The sequence below is a fragment of the Rhodococcus yunnanensis NBRC 103083 genome (assembly GCF_001895005.1).
Taxonomy (GTDB): Bacteria; Actinomycetota; Actinomycetes; order Mycobacteriales; family Mycobacteriaceae; genus Rhodococcoides; species Rhodococcoides yunnanense.
On record NZ_BCXH01000001.1, the window covers coordinates 345,449 to 359,570 of the forward strand.

Consider the following 14,122-nt stretch of genomic DNA (forward strand, 5'->3'; position numbering starts at 1 on the left):
CCACAGAGCTACGCCCCGCCGGATTTCGCGGATGTGGTCAGCACGTCGATGATGCCGGACAGCAGCTGGTCGACGTGTTCGTGCGAGGTCAACGCCAGGCGCAACCGTCCGAGATGAGTGGCAACGCCGAGAATTCGCTCACCTGCTACCTGGGTACTCATGACCGGACCCCAGACCGCTCGAACGGAGTCATCCCACTCTTGCTGTTCCGTCACACCGAGATTGGTGATCTCGATATCGGCGTTCGTCGCAGCGAGCATCGCCTGCTCGGCACTGTCCACATCGGTCGGCGCGTGGTCGGCAAGCGTGTGCACCGCAGCACCGATCGATCGGATATGTGTAGCGTCGGCCAACTGCGAGGATGCGCTGCGAGCAAGTTCCCAGAACGTGACCTGCGGGACGGAGGTCAACACCACGGATGTGGCGGTGAATCGAACCACAACGTCGTCTTCGAGTCCGACCGGTCCACGCAGATCGATCGGGACATTGATGCGTACGGTGTCCCTCTCCGGCGCCGAGAACAGCGATTGCGCGGCCACAGCGCACAGCACGCCCTGCACGGTGCAGAAGTGTGCACGCGCCGCGTCACGAAGAGAGCGAGTCGACGCCTCGTCGAGCTCGGCAAGCGCAACCATCGGCGCGGTCCCGTCGAACGGTCGAAGCGTCGCGGGCGCGCGCTGTTCCGGCCCTAATTCATCATCGATCGGTTCCGGCGGAGACGTCGGCTCGTCTGATGTCGGTCGCGGCACCAGATCTTCCTGGGCGGTCGGGACGTCCCGAGGGGCGAGGTCCTGTCCGGAGAGAATCGCGACGAGGTCGTGCACGGCACGTAGCGCGCCTCGGCCGTCGGCGATCTGGTGGGAGAAAGTCAACACCACTGTGGCACTTACCGGTCGAGAGTCAGCAGTGATCAAGACCGCCCGAACCAGCGGTCCCGGCGACGGGGGTATCGGACGCGTCTGCTCGGCTGCGACCTCCTGCTCGAGTGTGGACTCATGTGCGCTCCGCATCGGTATCTCCTCGGTCGAGGATCGAAATGTCGGTTCGGTTCCACTCCGGTCGATCTGCGTGGCAAGAAGGGGATGAGCGAGTTGCAGGCGGCGGAGGGCTTCGGCGAGCTCGACTTCGGTCGGCTCGCAGCGCAGGTCGATGGCAAGGGAGAACTGCACCGGGTTGCGGTGCATGTAGAGGTCGATGGTTCGTTCGAAAGCGCCGAGCGGGCGTAGCGCTTGTCCTACAACAGAACTAGTCATCGGTGTCCTTTCGGGAGGCGACTCGCGGGAAGCACGCTCGCAGCGTTCGCGCCGTGGTCTGCGATTGATTCTCGCTCGAAAACCCCACCTGCGCCGAAGGCCAGATCGGCGAAACGCTCTCCGATGAGCGCATGTGTGTCGCTGTCAGGGTGGATAGCGTCGGGAATCGGATGGACCTCGGCGTCGGATTCGCCGTAGAGGGACTGTCCGTCGAGATAGTGGAGGTTGGGGTCATCGGCCCGTGCCGTGACGATGTCCTGGAGCGCTGTGCGGACCACCTGCAGGGTCAGTCTGCCCTGATCGGTGTCACCTGTGCGTCCGGTCGCTGTGAACCTGATCGTGTCGGTGCCGAGCGTGTCTGGATCGATCGCGCCCGGGCCGGGAGTGTTTTCGTGAATACCGCAGAAGATCGGCGAAACGAGCAGTACCGGTGTGGTGGGATGCCCGTCTCGGATGGTGTCGAGGAAGCCGTGCACTGCAGGCACGAAACTGCGCAACCGCATCGCGTCGAAGTTGACGACGTTGATACCGAGTTTGGCGCTGATGAGATCAGCGGGGGAGTCGCGTATGACCCTGGCCATGAACGGGTCGACCAGGGCGCTGCCGCCAAAGCTGAGGTTGTGCAAGCGAACACCAGCACGCTGGGCCGCGATGGCCGGCCAGATGCCAGCGGGACTGGACGCGTTCGAGCCCTGACTTATCGAGCTGCCGTGATGCAACCACAGGGGACCGGTTAGGGTTGCCGGTTTCACCTCGGAGTCGGAATACAGAGCGATCAGATCGACCTGTTCGTTGTGGGGGAGCAGCATCTCGATTCTCTTGGCCCCGTGAGGAAGATCGTCAACCGTGATGCGATCCGACGTGCCCGATACGAAGGCGCTGGCGCCCGTGTTGAGATCCAGCTCGACGATATCTCCCTGTGTCAGGACACGGGAAGTATGGATGGCGTCGTCGACGAGCACATCGATGGCGCCCCGGGCACGGGTCGTGCCTCGATATGCGATGCGTGTCGCGTGAACTTCGAGCGTGACGCTGCGAGCGGATGTTACGAAAGCGACTCGCACACCAGAGGGTTGCGCCTCCATCAGCGTGAGCTGACGGTCCGCATCTCGGTCGCGTACGGCCTGAGGGAGCCGGTGAGGGCGCACGCCTCGGTCGGTCGACTCGAGTTCGATGGCCCCGTGTACGAGTTCCGCCGTGAGTGGCGTGATGATCATGTTGCCTCGGTCTCGTGATTTCTTCGACGGTCGTGCCAATGGACAAGAGAGAAATGCAGAAGGACGATCAGTTCTGCCCACGACTGCTCCGCGTCGGGGTTGCTGTGCCCGAGACTTCCGATGCGCTCGAGGTTGAGGAACCCGCTGATCGCTCCTCCGACAATGCGGGTGGCGTGCGTACGGTCCTCGCCCGAGATCCCGTATCCGAAAAGCACCGCGTCGGTGACGTTCACTATTCGGCGAGCAGCCGGGGCGTTGACTGCATCACTACCTGCCTTGCGCTGCAACGACTCCCATCGCCCAGGGTGTTCTCGAAGGTACTCGCGATGAGCCGTGGCGAATCCCGACAGCGCATCGCGACCGGATCTGCCGGCGATGGCAACCCCGATGCGTTCTGCGAGCTCGTCGAGCGCCACCACGGTAATGCCGTCGCGAAGGGCTGCCAGATCTCGGACGTGTGTGTACAAACTGGGGGTCTGCACTCCGAAAGACCGGGCCACACCGGTGAGGCTCACCGAATCGAACCCGTCAGCGTCGGCCATCTCCGCCGCCCGCAACACCACCAGCGATCGGTTGAGCTTCGGCCTCTCCATTCACTTACCCTAACAGCATTAGGAAGCAGCCTATGAGCAATAGGCGATCTACCCAGAGTGACGACTGATATCCAGCTGCGCCTGAATCAGAAACTGGCAGCGGTCCGTCACTCTAGCTTTGTCAAGGTTCTTGATGTCCGGATCGGTCGGTTTTCCCTGCCTGGCGGCGGGACTGCAGCCGCATTGCCACGAATACAACCAAGGCAATAGCGACCGACACGATGACGATTTTCTGCAGGACTCCGGCATACCCTTCTACAAAATGCCAGTTCTCGCCGAGCTGATATCCCGCGGTGACGAACACGGTGTTCCATATCAGGCTGCCGATTGAAGTGAGTACAAGGAACGTCACCATTCCCATTCGCTCGATTCCGGCCGGAAGGGATATGAAGCTTCGGAACAGCGGGACCATTCGGCCAAGGAATATCGCCTTCGAGCCGTGCTTGGCGAACCACGTCTCCGATCGATCGAAGTCGCTGGCCTTGATCAGCGGGATCCGCAGCACCAGGGTCCGCGTGCGCTCTCGTCCGATGAGAGCGCCGACCGCGTAGACGATGACCGCCCCCAGGACCGAGCCGAGAGTCGTCCAAAAGAGTGCCGCACCGAAGGAGAAGGCTCCCTGGCTGGCCGAAAACCCGGCAAGCGGCAGAACGAGTTCGCTCGGAATCGGTGGGAACAGGTTGTCCGCACCGACAATGACGGCTGCGCCCGGGCCACCGAGGGCGTCCATGATGCCGACCGCCCAACCTGCCAGCCCCGCAAGTGGTTCGGTTTCAGCAACTGCAGCGATCAATGAATCGGACATCGCGTTTCTCCTCATGTGTTGGTGACGTCGCCCGTGAAGGAAGGTCGCTGAAAACGTTAGGAGCTTGGCGAATGGGGGACATCGAGGAAAGCCGTCGACCATCGTGGATCTGCCCCCCAGAAAAGTCTGTGGTTTACCGCAATATGCGGGGACGCATACTCGGCATATGCTGCTCGGGTGACGGGGAACCGCGTTGTGTACCCACCCGATCTGGCAGATCGGGTTGCCGTCAGATCACTGGTCCGACTGTGGCTGAACGCGATTGCCGGAGTTGCACTCGGTGGCGTGACGGCGGTCTCGGCGCTCCTATTTACCGTGGTGGCGTTGCTACTCCTCGCATCCGCGCACGTCCTCGGCCGATGGGGATCGTCACTGCGGACGGCAGTCGACGGGGGTGCACTAGCGTTGACGGAGCTCGAGCTCCGTCGGATAATCCGCTTCCACGGTCGGCTCCACACGGACGTGCTGTTCCCTCAACGCTGCCGCTGGTATCTCGGCATGCGATGGACAATTGGCCTACTCGGTGTAGGCGTGGTCCTCTTCTTGACGCTCTGTGTCGTCGTGGCCGGATCGATGTTCTCGGCGTGGATCATGAACGGCAGCTGGGGTCTGATCGAGAACTCCGAACGAGTGAACGGTCGACTCCTAGCGCAAGCAGCGCTGCCCGGAATGCTCCTGATCTTCGTCGCGGTTGTGGGGGTGGCAGGTGTTGGATCGTTGGAGCGCTGGTTCGTCATTCAAGTACTAGGACGGCAGTCCGAGCGGTTGCTGCACCAGCGAGTGGCCGAACTGACGAGCAGCCGCGATCACGTGGTCGACGCCATCGATGACGAACGCCGCCGCATCGAGCGCGACCTGCACGACGGCATACAGCAGCAGTTGGTTGCTGTGGGAATGCTCATCGGCCGAGCCCGCCGCGCCGACGAGCCCGACAAGGAACGCGAACTCCTCGCCCAAGCCCACGCCGCATCCCAGGTGGCGATCAGCGAGCTGCGCGAGGTTGCCAACCGGGTGTACCCGATCGCACTCGATCACGCCGGTCTCCACGCGGCGATCGAGACGATGGCGCAGCGTGCGAGTGTGCCCATTCGACTGACGTACGAACTGACAGAGAGATTGCGACCTGCAGTGGAAACGGCCATCTATTTCGTCATTTCGGAGGCAGTGACCAACGCAACCAAGCACGCCACCCCCCGACTGGTGGAGGTCACCGTCACGCACCAGAGGTTCGAACGCGCACTTGCAACCATCACCGACGACGGACTCGGTGGAGCCGATCCGGCTGGCACCGGCTTGTCCGGACTTGCCCGCCGCGTAGCGGCCATGGACGGCACCCTGAACGTAGACAGTCCAGTCGGCGGCCCGACGGTCGTGACAGCGAGCGTCCCGTGCGGGTGATGGTCGCAGAAGACTCGACGTTGCTGCGAGAGGGTTTGGTCCGCATGCTCATCGACGAAGGCCACGACGTGATCGCGTCCGTTGCAGACGCCGAGACACTCCTCGACGCCGTGGAACAGGATCGCCCCGATATCGTCGTCACCGATGTTCGAATGCCGCCGGATCACAGTGACGAGGGGCTACGGGCGGCGTTGACCATTCGCGGTCGATGGCCTGAGGTGGCGGTACTGGTGCTGTCCCAGTACGTCGAGAACCGTTATGCGACAGAACTGATCAGCGGATCCGGAGGGAAGGTCGGGTACCTTTTGAAGGACCGCGTCACCCAGGTCGACGAGTTCTTGGACGCCCTGAACAGGGTTGCCGACGGCGGGACTGTCTTCGACCCGGAGGTAGTGAGACAACTGTTGTCGCGCACGACTCGATCGAATCCCCTCGAACGCCTCACTCCGCGCGAGCGCGATGTACTCGAGCTGATGGCCGAGGGGCTCACCAACGCGCGCATATCAGCGGATCTGCATATCTCTGTCAGCTCAGCGGAGAAGCACATCAACGCAATCTTCGAGAAGTTCGGACTCGCGCACTCCTCAGGTTTGAGCCGTCGCGTGGTTGCTGTGGTGACCTATCTTCGCACCTGACCGACCGCAGGAAGTTCGGTGGAAGTGGCGAGACCCGAGACTTCGGGGCGCGGATCATTTTGGCGAATCCTGCAACAGTGTTTCCCTCACGGAACCACGTAAGACTGGGGCCAGTTTCGATTGCCATGCTCGACAGGTCGACTGCGGTAAAACATGAGCGAAGGCCAGCGACCTATCACCAAGCCAGCGTGTCACTGCCGACTCGAACTCTTCCGAAGAACCGCTGTGCTATGTCTGAGCCAGTGTGGTTGTAGCTGTTGACGACCGCGGCCAGTTCGTCGGCGAGTGTTTGAAGGGCGGGGGAGACCACTGAGATTCCGCATTCTTTTACCCATCCCCACTCCTCGGGGACCGAACTCAACGTAATGACGATTTCGCTGCCGAACGGCGTATTGACGTCGAAGAGAATCTCTGTGGGTGCGCTGCCTATCGGGTCCACTACCGCGAGGTCGCTTACCGCAGCGTTGGTCGCGAAGACAGTCCGCGCGAGAACGATGTCTTCGCGGATCATCTCAGCGATGCGAGGGAGGCCGGCATGCCGGCCAACCCGTGCGTGCCGTGTGCCGAAACTTCGTTCCGTGTTCGTGACAGGTGACCGTGATTTCGTCAAAATACGGTCCAGCATTCGCTGTGCGGCGTCGCGCTCACTGATGCCCGTTCGCGGGTGATCGATCAAAGTTCGAAGCCGCGACATTCTAAGCGCTGGATTGCTCGCCACCTGCAGAAGGTTATCTCAATGCGCCGCTCTGGTGGCTCACCGCCCCGGGTGCAATATTTGAGCGTGTGGCGACGCAGAGTCGTGGGTCGCCGTACGACTTCAGAACAACGCGCAGCCCCTTACTGGTAACCCTGCATATCAGGACTGGTCGTATAGGTCAGCTTCTCGCACAGCCAGAGCCAGTTCAACTGTCCCGTACTTCCAAGGCGGGTGGAGCTCGCCTGCGATAACTTGGCTTGAGGCTGCACGGTGGTCGGGCCAATGGTGGAAGCAGGTATGGAGTTCGTAGAAGGCATCGATCCGGACGAGCCCGGAGTCCGGCGCGTCCCTTGGAGCAGTGTGGGTGAAAATCCCCCCGAGGTGCGCGCACACATCGCTCGCAAGGAAGCCATCCGCGAGCGGAAGGCCAACCGGCGGTATGTTCACCCCCAACGGAAGCCACCCCTCAAAACCGACGGCCTACTGGTCGAACCCTCTGCGAAGTATCCGTTCTCGCTCGATGACGCACTTCTCGGCGGAGTCCAGATGCAGATCGATCGGCTCCGCATCTTCCGAACAGGTCTCCAGTTCGACCTCGCTGCGACATCCCTTCACGAGGACACCGGGTTGTTGGGAGACCGTCTCAATCTGACGCATCGCATGCGTCCTCCCGCGAAACACCGGATATATCTAGGTCTCGTACTTCCCACAGGCAAGGTGGTGTCCAACAAGGAGAGCTTTGCCTGGGATGCCCCCGAGGACGACGACGCAACGACTCCATGGCTGTACGGGGGAGGAAGCTACAGCCGTCCGACGGAGACCGGTGCAACGTATTTTCTCAGCCCCCTCCCCGAATCTGGACCGATCACGTTTTCCATCGCCTACACGGAACTCGGACTGAACACCGCCCCGAGCGTGTCGATCGACCTCGAACACCTTCTACGGGTCGAAGAACCCGACACCCGATAGCAAGCAAACTAGTGCCGGACGGCTCGAAATGCACGGAACGGTCACTGCCGTGTAAAGGTCGATCTGTCTCGCTCAGCCCTAACTCGCCAGTTCCTCGTAATCCGGAAAGCAATGTGCTGCAACAATATGCAGCAATTTACCGGCAACTCTGCATATCGGGATTCGTCGTATTCCCTGCATGTGTCGACGTTACCGGGCTCGATGCGACGGCCGAGCGACAGACGGTAGATGCAGCTCAGGGGAGCGGAGTCAGCGTCATCACCACCGGGAGGGCGATGAGTGCTTCCCACACGGGTGTGGCGGTCATCGGTTGCCCGGTCCAGTATCTATCGGCGCAATCCAGCATGAAGGCGAAGTTCCCTGCCTTGAGCCAGTCCATGTCGCCTCGGTGGATCACCGCCCCTGCTGGAACACACAGCTCCAAGATCGGAGCACCGCCAGCGTCCTTGGCGAAACGCCGAGCGTCGTTGATTGAGGTGAACGCGAAAAGAGAATGGAAGCGTGACGGCAGAGCAGGAAACGTGGCGCGCCGGTAGAGCTCCCAGAAGTTCTCCACCGCGAGATTGGTCGACACGATGTTGGCGCTGCTGCCGTTCCAGGACACCGACCCGACCACCGGCTCGTCCAGCTGATACTGGCGGCCGTGCTCGGGCAAGCCGGCACCGTTGAGTGCGATGTACCCGCCTGTGTGAGCGATCGTTCCACGACGGTCGACGTGAAAGAAGCTTTGGGTTGTCGATGTTGCTTGTGTTGGCATCACTGTGGCGTGTGTCGGCTCTGGCGCATTGTGGTCGTGCACTGGTTACCCCTTTTCGCACCGATGCCGTGACCGGTCGATGCTCGTGGGCGACGACGCCCGTCTCCCTGATTTTTCAGACTACGGATCCGAAGCATAGTCACGCAGGCCGCACATTCCGTGCGATGAATGTGCGGCGAAATGTCTGCGCGTAACACGAGCGAATCTGGAACCGAAGCCACGGCGTCGAACTCAAGGCACTACGCAAAGTGCAGACGCCGATGGCGGATATGCCGAAAAGACTGCAGAAGAACACTATGCAGAGGTTTAGAGGTGACTCTGCATTATGGAACTGTCGTATTGATCAGCGCGATCTTGGATTCAGTGGGGGGATGCCAATCACGTCTTGACCTGGGTGAAGCGTGTCCTGGAGTTGCGCCAAGGTTGCGTCGGTCAAACTACCCGGTCCAAGGCCTAGTGCGCATGCCCAGTCGAATTCGTGCGTGGACCATGCCCGGATCGGCGTCGGGTAGTGCCGTGTCCAGTTCACGGGGAGCAACCAGTCTTCGGCGGAGCGCGCGCGTCGCCACAGTCGGCCTGCACCTTTCTCAAAATCGGCTTCGAAGCTCTCGGGATGTTCGGGGTCTCGTCGCACCTCGGTCGGCGTGAAGTCGACCAGGACGTTCGCCTGTATTCGTAGCGCGCTGACGTTGTCGTGGAACCATTGCATGTTGCTTTTCGATTGTTCGATCGAGCGCGCCCGATCTTCGGCGAACACGTTGTGCGCCATTCTGACCGGGCCGCTCCACACGAACGTCGAATCCGAAACTTTCTCCGGCAGGGCACAATCGACGTACTCCGCGCTGCCCTCCTCGGACTCCTGCTTCAACACGGTCCCGGTCTCGGTGTCGACCGTCAGCACCGTCGGCGAGCCCTCGCTGCCGGTCTTCAACTTCACTTTCCAGCAGCGTCGTCCGATGAATTCGACCTCTTCGATGGGGAGCGTGGGTCGGGTGAGGCCCGGCCGCGCCCAATGTTCGACCGGCCGGGAGACGATCAGCTCCCGACCCGGGTCGTGTATCCGCGTGTTGAGCTCGTTCGTTTCGATCGGATCTTCGTGACTGGCTTGAAACACCCAACATTTCTGGCCGTCGGCAATGAACAGCGGTTTCCCGTCGAGGGACTCCATGCGCGTCTTTCGACCGGAACGGAACAGGCGGACTTCGCCGAGCCCGAAACCCACATACGACGGAACGATGCCGTGGTGCCCGTCGTAGACGACTCGCGGACCGAGGTCGGCGTGAGTTGCGCGGGCAACACCTATGACCGGCCGTTGCGGACCGTCGACGATCTTGAGCAGTACCTCGACCCAATGCGTCATAGGTACAACACCCCGCCGACGGCGTGCGACCGATCGGGGTAGGCGCGGGTGTCAGCTTGCTCCATCAATTCCGTCGGTACATAACGGGTTACGTCGTCGAGACGTTGACCCTGTTCGTCGTACAGATTGAGTCGAGTCACCAAAGTGAGCCCCTCGTAGTCATCGTGCGTGAAGCTGATGTGCAATCGTCCATGCGGCCAGTCCCCGATGAATTCGGCCCGCACGTCGTGCATCAGCGGCGAAAATTGCCACCCGTCGAGTCGGCGAACGCAGTACCGGACGTACGACGCATGATCAGCCGGTTCGGGAGCGACGGCACGGCAGTATCCCGTGATGTCCAAGTCGTCAATCGCTGTTTCGACTTCGGACTTCGCTGTGTCCGTCGATAGTCGAACAAAGTGGCGGGTCGAGCTGCTTCCGTCTACAGATCTGACAAGGAGCCAGAGCTGATCACCGTGCGCGGTGCCCTCAGAGGCCTGGACACCGGGCAATTCGATCTCACGTACAGGCGTCGACGAACCGCCACGGAATGCCTTCACCAAAAGAACACCGCCGTGCCTGCCTGTCATGCCCCAGTGCCATCGGACGCCGTCGCCGATCGCGCGCTTGCGGCGGTGCAGCTCGTTGTACGTGGTGTCCGCGTACTCACTGGTGTGCCACGCGCCGTCGGCGTGGGATCGAGGGTGGTCGTCGAGTCCGATGTGGGTCCGTTCGGTATCCAACGGGACGTGAATCCACGACTTGGATTGTTGGAGAACATATCCTGCCGAGGTTGGGGTTTCGCGATAGATGCGCGACCATGGGGCCTGCTCGACGCCCAGGCGGACCGATCGTTCGTCGAAGTCGGCTGCGACGACGACCCCGTCGACGTCGATCGGAGTCGTGCCTCCGCCCGGGTGGGCCAGGAGTAAAGGCGGTCCCGTTTGCGGGCGGAGGAGCGGCGGCTCGTCCGCAGTACGAGCGACGTCGTCACGCGTGCGTGTCGGTCGAAAGCACCATGCTCCGGACGATCCAGCTGTGAGCAGATGTGTGCCCTCGAGGTACTCGGCGTGATTTACCCCGTCCACGGTCACACAAGCCAGAGCATCCGTTCCGCGGTAGTGAAGCCAGACACGGTTTCCATAGGAGGCAATCGTCAGCGCAGGTGACGGGGAAGAAATCTCCGGCCAAGACACTATCCGATCGATTTGTCCGGATGTCGGTTCGAGAAGCACTGCAACAGGCTGGGTTTCGTCGATCACCCACAGCCGGGCGGCAGCGAAACGAATATATCGTGGGCGCAAGAGTCTGCGCTCAGACGACGGAGCGCTCATGCGCCTTTCTGCAGTGTCATGTCCGCTACACTACCTCACCCCCTTCGACACGTCGTCGATTCACAAGCTGGAAACTTGATGGTGAACGCGCGTAGGACTGAGGCTATTTTCGGTGTGTGGAGTATTGCGCCCATGGTTGTGCGGCCAGTTCGGCGTGGCGGTGGGCGACGGAGTAGCTGTATCCGAGCATCTCGGCGGCAAGCGGAGGAGGTACCTGGGTGACGAGGGCGCGTAGCGTTGTCGCGCGAGCACCTCGGAGGTTGATGCCGAGGGCTCTGAGTCGGTCCATGAGGGTGTTGGGGTGTAGGTGTCGGCCGGTTCGGAAGCTCGGGAACAACCAGCCGGCGTCCGCACCGGTGAGACGCGTCGCGCGTGATGCGACCTGCAGGCGCAACAGTGCCGCGAAGGGCTCGGGTACCGGTGCGGGTTGGGTGCCGAGTGCGATCCGCAGCCCATCGGTGTCGGTACTGACCTGTTCTGTGCGTAGTGCGGCGATTTTCACCATCGGCTGTGCGTAGAGCAGCAGAAGGATGCCGGCCACTCGATAGGGAAGCGCTTCGCTGCTGCCGGTGAGTAGTTCGCGGATCCAGCGCAGTCGTTCGTCTTGGGTGAAGGTGACTGTGGGGGCGGGGGAGCGGTGGGCGATCGTCACGTTTCGATTGATGCGGGTGGCTTTCGCCCAGACGAAGAACGTTCGAACCAAATGCCGAGTGGTAGGGCCGGCGGCGAGCCATTCGTCAACGTCGAGCTGCAGGCATGTCGCGGCGGTGCGGTTGTGCGTGTCGTGTAGCCAGGTCAGAAACTTGATGGTTTCGGTGATGTCTTGTTTCGACGCGTGGACCGGTCCCCGGGTGGGCTTTCCCTCGGCCGCGATCACGCGCACCCGTTTGAGGTGATGCCAGGTGGCGAATTGTTCCGCAGGACGCCGCACAGCAGGTTGACCGATAACCGCAATCTTGTTGGCAATCCACTCCTCGAACAGGGCGAGGTAACGGTCCCTTGGTGGCAACAGTTGGTGATGTTCGAGCACACTGCGTAGGTGGGCGGTGCGGCGGTCGTCATCGACCCGGTCGAGGCCCTCATGGGTCATCGGGATCTCACCGGATGCCAACCGGTGCAGCAGATCTTGCACCGATGTCGAGCGTTTCCAAGTGTGAATGCTTTCGGGGCGGTCGACGGCGCAGAAAATGTTCACCAGAGTCTGCATAGCTGCGGGATCGGCCGGGTTGTCGAGCATCATGGGGGTGAGGTCGTCTCGAAGGGCGCAGCGCGCACAGATACCGCGGCGGTAGTGCTCGGCTTCGATGCCGCAGCTGGTGCAATGGAAGTCGGTGGTGATTCCGGCGCAGTCGACGCACACCGTTTTCTCGTCGATGAGTCCGGGGAGCATCCGTTCGAACCCGCAGCCTCCGCAGTAGCCGTAGGTGCGTACGGCTGTGTGAAAGCAGGTCCCGCAGATGTTGCCTTCGGGCCAGCGCACGCGCGGTTTGCCGGCGTCCCGTCCGCATCGATCGCACGTGAAACCGCCGCCGGCTCTCGGTCGCCCCCGACGAGTGTTGCGAGGCCGGATCTCAATGGTCATCGCGGATCACCCGGGCACGTCGCGGCCGGACGGTCTTATTGAGTTCGATGACGTTCGGCGCGGACGATGAGGCGATCTTCTTCTTGCGTTCGTCGGCGGCCGTCACGGTGACCAGGTCTTCCATTCCGCAGCCGAATATGTCGCACAGTGCAGCCATCATCTGCAGTGACACGCGTTCGGGGCGTTGGGTGACCAGGCGGTACACCTGTGGACGGGAGAGGTCGATTCCGCGCTCGAGCAGTCGTGGGATGAGGTCGGTGCTGTTGTGCATGCCGTGTGCGGCCATGAGTTCGGGTAGGCGCCAGGTGTAGTCGACGGTGCGTTTCACGAGATCTCTCCCTCTTCACCGAGTCCGAGCGCGTCTGCGACTGTCGCGTCGAGCGCGCGTCGCAGTGTTGTGGTGCGGAAGTCGCTCGAGACAGAGGTGTACAGCGAGGTGGTGCTGGCGTATTCGTGACCCATCTGATGTTGCACGAACAGAGGATCCCATCCGTCTTCGATCAGATGGGTGGCGTACGAGCGCCGTAGTGAATGCAGGTCCAGGCCAGGGGACAGCGAGAGCTCGGTGCAGTATCGCCGGAATCGGCGGATCAGGGTCGATTCGGCGACCAATGCTCCTCGTTCGGAGGGGAACAGGTCCAGTCCCGCATCGAGATAGGGCTGCCCGTGGAGCATCCAGTCCTCGACGATCTCGGGTGTCCAGTCGAACACGGTCAGGACGCTGCGGCGCTTCGGTGGCGATCCTCGTTTGGCCTTGCCGTAGCGCACGTTCACCACACCGAACCGGCCGAACTCGCGGGCGTGAGGGTTTCGTGTGAAGTCGACGGTCTGCAGATGCCGGAGCTCGTTGAAGCGCAGACCGTACGAGTAGGCGATCTTGAGCATCACCGCGTCGCGGTAGGCCGGCAGCCAACCCTTGCGGCCGATACCAGCGATCGTCTCGACCTGGGTATCGGCGTGGTCGAACAACTCTTGCAGTTCGGTCTTGGTGAAGGCCCGTTTGGTCGGCGTCGACTCGTTGTCCTGGACATGTGCTGCGCTGTTCCATTCGAAGAACACCTGGGCGGGGTGTGTTCCGAATCGTTGCTCGCAGAGCCGGTCCCAGCCGTAGTCGGGGTTGCTGATGTAGGCACAGAACAGTTTCAGTGAGGTTTGATAGCTCCGGATCGTCGACTGTGTGACTCGTCGGATCGAACGTAAATCTCCGAAGAACTCTTCGACCATCGCCGGTGTCCAGGTCCACGGGAACTCGTTGGTGTAGTCGATGAACCTCACGACCATCTGCTGACGTTGCTCGATGGTGCCGAGCTGGAGGTTTCGGCAGAGCTGTTGGTTCCGCCAGCCCGTGAGCATGTCTTCGACCGTTTGCTCCTCAGGATGGAGCGGTGTCACCGACTCGACCATGATGACACGACCGCTATTGTCTACCCCCACGACACCCCTCTGCTTGTCTCGTTCAGCGAATCAATGATTCATCAGATGAATCATTGGTGTCAATAGCACTGCCGCAGAGCGACGTTGAACAGCGGAAACTACAGGCTGA

14 protein-coding genes are annotated in these 14,122 nt (G+C 61.6%); 3 read left to right on the forward strand and 11 right to left on the reverse strand.

What is annotated here, in order from left to right; all coding sequences use genetic code 11:
• Positions 1-8: 8 nt before the first annotated feature.
• The 4 genes from RY1_RS01610 to RY1_RS01625 all read right to left on the reverse strand — a co-directional run bounded on the left by RY1_RS01610 (position 9) and on the right by RY1_RS01625 (position 3,868).
• Entirely contained in the window at positions 9-1,253 is a 1,245-nt protein-coding gene (locus tag RY1_RS01610) for a phthiocerol/phthiodiolone dimycocerosyl transferase family protein (protein ID WP_072801762.1), read from the reverse strand.
• On the reverse strand, positions 1,250-2,470 hold the full coding sequence (locus RY1_RS01615) for a GDSL-type esterase/lipase family protein (RefSeq protein ID WP_072801763.1): 1,221 nt from the start codon (positions 2,468-2,470) through the stop codon (positions 1,250-1,252). The genes RY1_RS01610 and RY1_RS01615 overlap by 4 nt, the downstream gene beginning before the upstream one ends.
• Positions 2,467-3,063, reverse strand: a complete 597-nt coding sequence (locus RY1_RS01620) for a TetR/AcrR family transcriptional regulator (RefSeq protein WP_072801764.1) — start codon at positions 3,061-3,063, stop codon at positions 2,467-2,469. Before RY1_RS01620 ends, RY1_RS01615 begins: the two co-directional genes overlap by 4 nt.
• 121 nt (positions 3,064-3,184) lie before the next feature.
• Positions 3,185-3,868 carry a DedA family protein gene (locus RY1_RS01625; protein WP_072801765.1) on the reverse strand — a complete coding sequence of 228 codons (684 nt, stop codon included), beginning with the start codon at positions 3,866-3,868 and terminating at the stop codon, positions 3,185-3,187.
• 177 nt (positions 3,869-4,045) lie between these two features.
• On the opposite strand from RY1_RS01625, the gene RY1_RS01630 reads away from it, so the two are divergent.
• Both RY1_RS01630 and RY1_RS01635 read left to right on the forward strand, forming a co-directional pair.
• On the forward strand, positions 4,046-5,266 hold the full coding sequence (locus tag RY1_RS01630; protein ID WP_072801766.1) for a sensor histidine kinase: 1,221 nt from the start codon (positions 4,046-4,048) through the stop codon (positions 5,264-5,266).
• Positions 5,257-5,901, forward strand: a complete 645-nt coding sequence (locus RY1_RS01635) for a response regulator (protein WP_072801767.1) — start codon at positions 5,257-5,259, stop codon at positions 5,899-5,901. Before RY1_RS01630 ends, RY1_RS01635 begins: the two co-directional genes overlap by 10 nt.
• Positions 5,902-6,076: 175 nt before the next feature.
• Here the strand turns inward: RY1_RS01635 and RY1_RS30410 are convergent, their stop codons facing one another.
• Positions 6,077-6,412 (reverse strand): hypothetical protein, encoded by a 336-nt coding sequence (locus RY1_RS30410; protein ID WP_245819455.1) that lies wholly within the window; start codon positions 6,410-6,412, stop codon positions 6,077-6,079.
• A 483-nt stretch (positions 6,413-6,895) separates the two neighbouring features.
• Here RY1_RS30410 and RY1_RS01645 point away from each other — a divergent pair, with 483 nt between their 5' ends.
• On the forward strand, positions 6,896-7,567 hold the full coding sequence (locus RY1_RS01645; protein WP_139279693.1) for a hypothetical protein: 672 nt from the start codon (positions 6,896-6,898) through the stop codon (positions 7,565-7,567).
• Positions 7,568-7,802: 235 nt separating this feature from the next.
• On the opposite strand, the gene RY1_RS01650 is transcribed toward RY1_RS01645, so the two are convergent.
• The 6 genes from RY1_RS01650 to RY1_RS01675 form a co-directional block, all read right to left on the reverse strand.
• Positions 7,803-8,324 (reverse strand): DUF2441 domain-containing protein, encoded by a 522-nt coding sequence (locus RY1_RS01650; protein WP_139279694.1) that lies wholly within the window; start codon positions 8,322-8,324, stop codon positions 7,803-7,805.
• Between the two features lie 343 nt (positions 8,325-8,667).
• Positions 8,668-9,684, reverse strand: a complete 1,017-nt coding sequence (locus tag RY1_RS01655; RefSeq protein ID WP_072801771.1) for a hypothetical protein — start codon at positions 9,682-9,684, stop codon at positions 8,668-8,670.
• The gene (locus RY1_RS01660) at positions 9,681-10,751 is read right to left on the reverse strand and encodes a hypothetical protein (protein ID WP_169914543.1); all 1,071 of its coding nucleotides are present in this window, start codon (positions 10,749-10,751) and stop codon (positions 9,681-9,683) included. The genes RY1_RS01655 and RY1_RS01660 overlap by 4 nt, the downstream gene beginning before the upstream one ends.
• A gap of 349 nt (positions 10,752-11,100) precedes the next feature.
• Complete coding sequence (locus RY1_RS01665) at positions 11,101-12,387, reverse strand: site-specific integrase (protein WP_245819456.1); 1,287 nt, start codon at positions 12,385-12,387, stop codon at positions 11,101-11,103.
• A gap of 181 nt (positions 12,388-12,568) precedes the next feature.
• Positions 12,569-12,907: a helix-turn-helix domain-containing protein gene (locus RY1_RS01670; RefSeq protein WP_072801774.1), complete on the reverse strand. Its 339-nt coding sequence runs from the start codon at positions 12,905-12,907 to the stop codon at positions 12,569-12,571.
• The gene (locus tag RY1_RS01675) at positions 12,904-14,013 is read right to left on the reverse strand and encodes a tyrosine-type recombinase/integrase (RefSeq protein ID WP_072801775.1); all 1,110 of its coding nucleotides are present in this window, start codon (positions 14,011-14,013) and stop codon (positions 12,904-12,906) included. The genes RY1_RS01670 and RY1_RS01675 overlap by 4 nt, the downstream gene beginning before the upstream one ends.
• Between the last annotated feature and the right edge of the window lie 109 nt (positions 14,014-14,122).

Coding starts and splice junctions, on each gene's coding strand:
- RY1_RS01650 (WP_139279694.1), bottom strand. CDS start 8,324: ATGCCAACACAAGCAACATCGACAACCCAAAGCTTCTTTCACGTCGAC.
- RY1_RS01665 (WP_245819456.1), bottom strand. CDS start 12,387: ATGCTCCCCGGACTCATCGACGAGAAAACGGTGTGCGTCGACTGCGCC.
- RY1_RS01645 (WP_139279693.1), top strand. CDS start 6,896: ATGGAGTTCGTAGAAGGCATCGATCCGGACGAGCCCGGAGTCCGGCGC.
- RY1_RS01610 (WP_072801762.1), bottom strand. CDS start 1,253: ATGACTAGTTCTGTTGTAGGACAAGCGCTACGCCCGCTCGGCGCTTTC.
- RY1_RS01615 (WP_072801763.1), bottom strand. CDS start 2,470: ATGATCATCACGCCACTCACGGCGGAACTCGTACACGGGGCCATCGAA.
- RY1_RS30410 (WP_245819455.1), bottom strand. CDS start 6,412: ATGATCCGCGAAGACATCGTTCTCGCGCGGACTGTCTTCGCGACCAAC.
- RY1_RS01620 (WP_072801764.1), bottom strand. CDS start 3,063: ATGGAGAGGCCGAAGCTCAACCGATCGCTGGTGGTGTTGCGGGCGGCG.
- RY1_RS01655 (WP_072801771.1), bottom strand. CDS start 9,684: ATGACGCATTGGGTCGAGGTACTGCTCAAGATCGTCGACGGTCCGCAA.
- RY1_RS01625 (WP_072801765.1), bottom strand. CDS start 3,868: ATGTCCGATTCATTGATCGCTGCAGTTGCTGAAACCGAACCACTTGCG.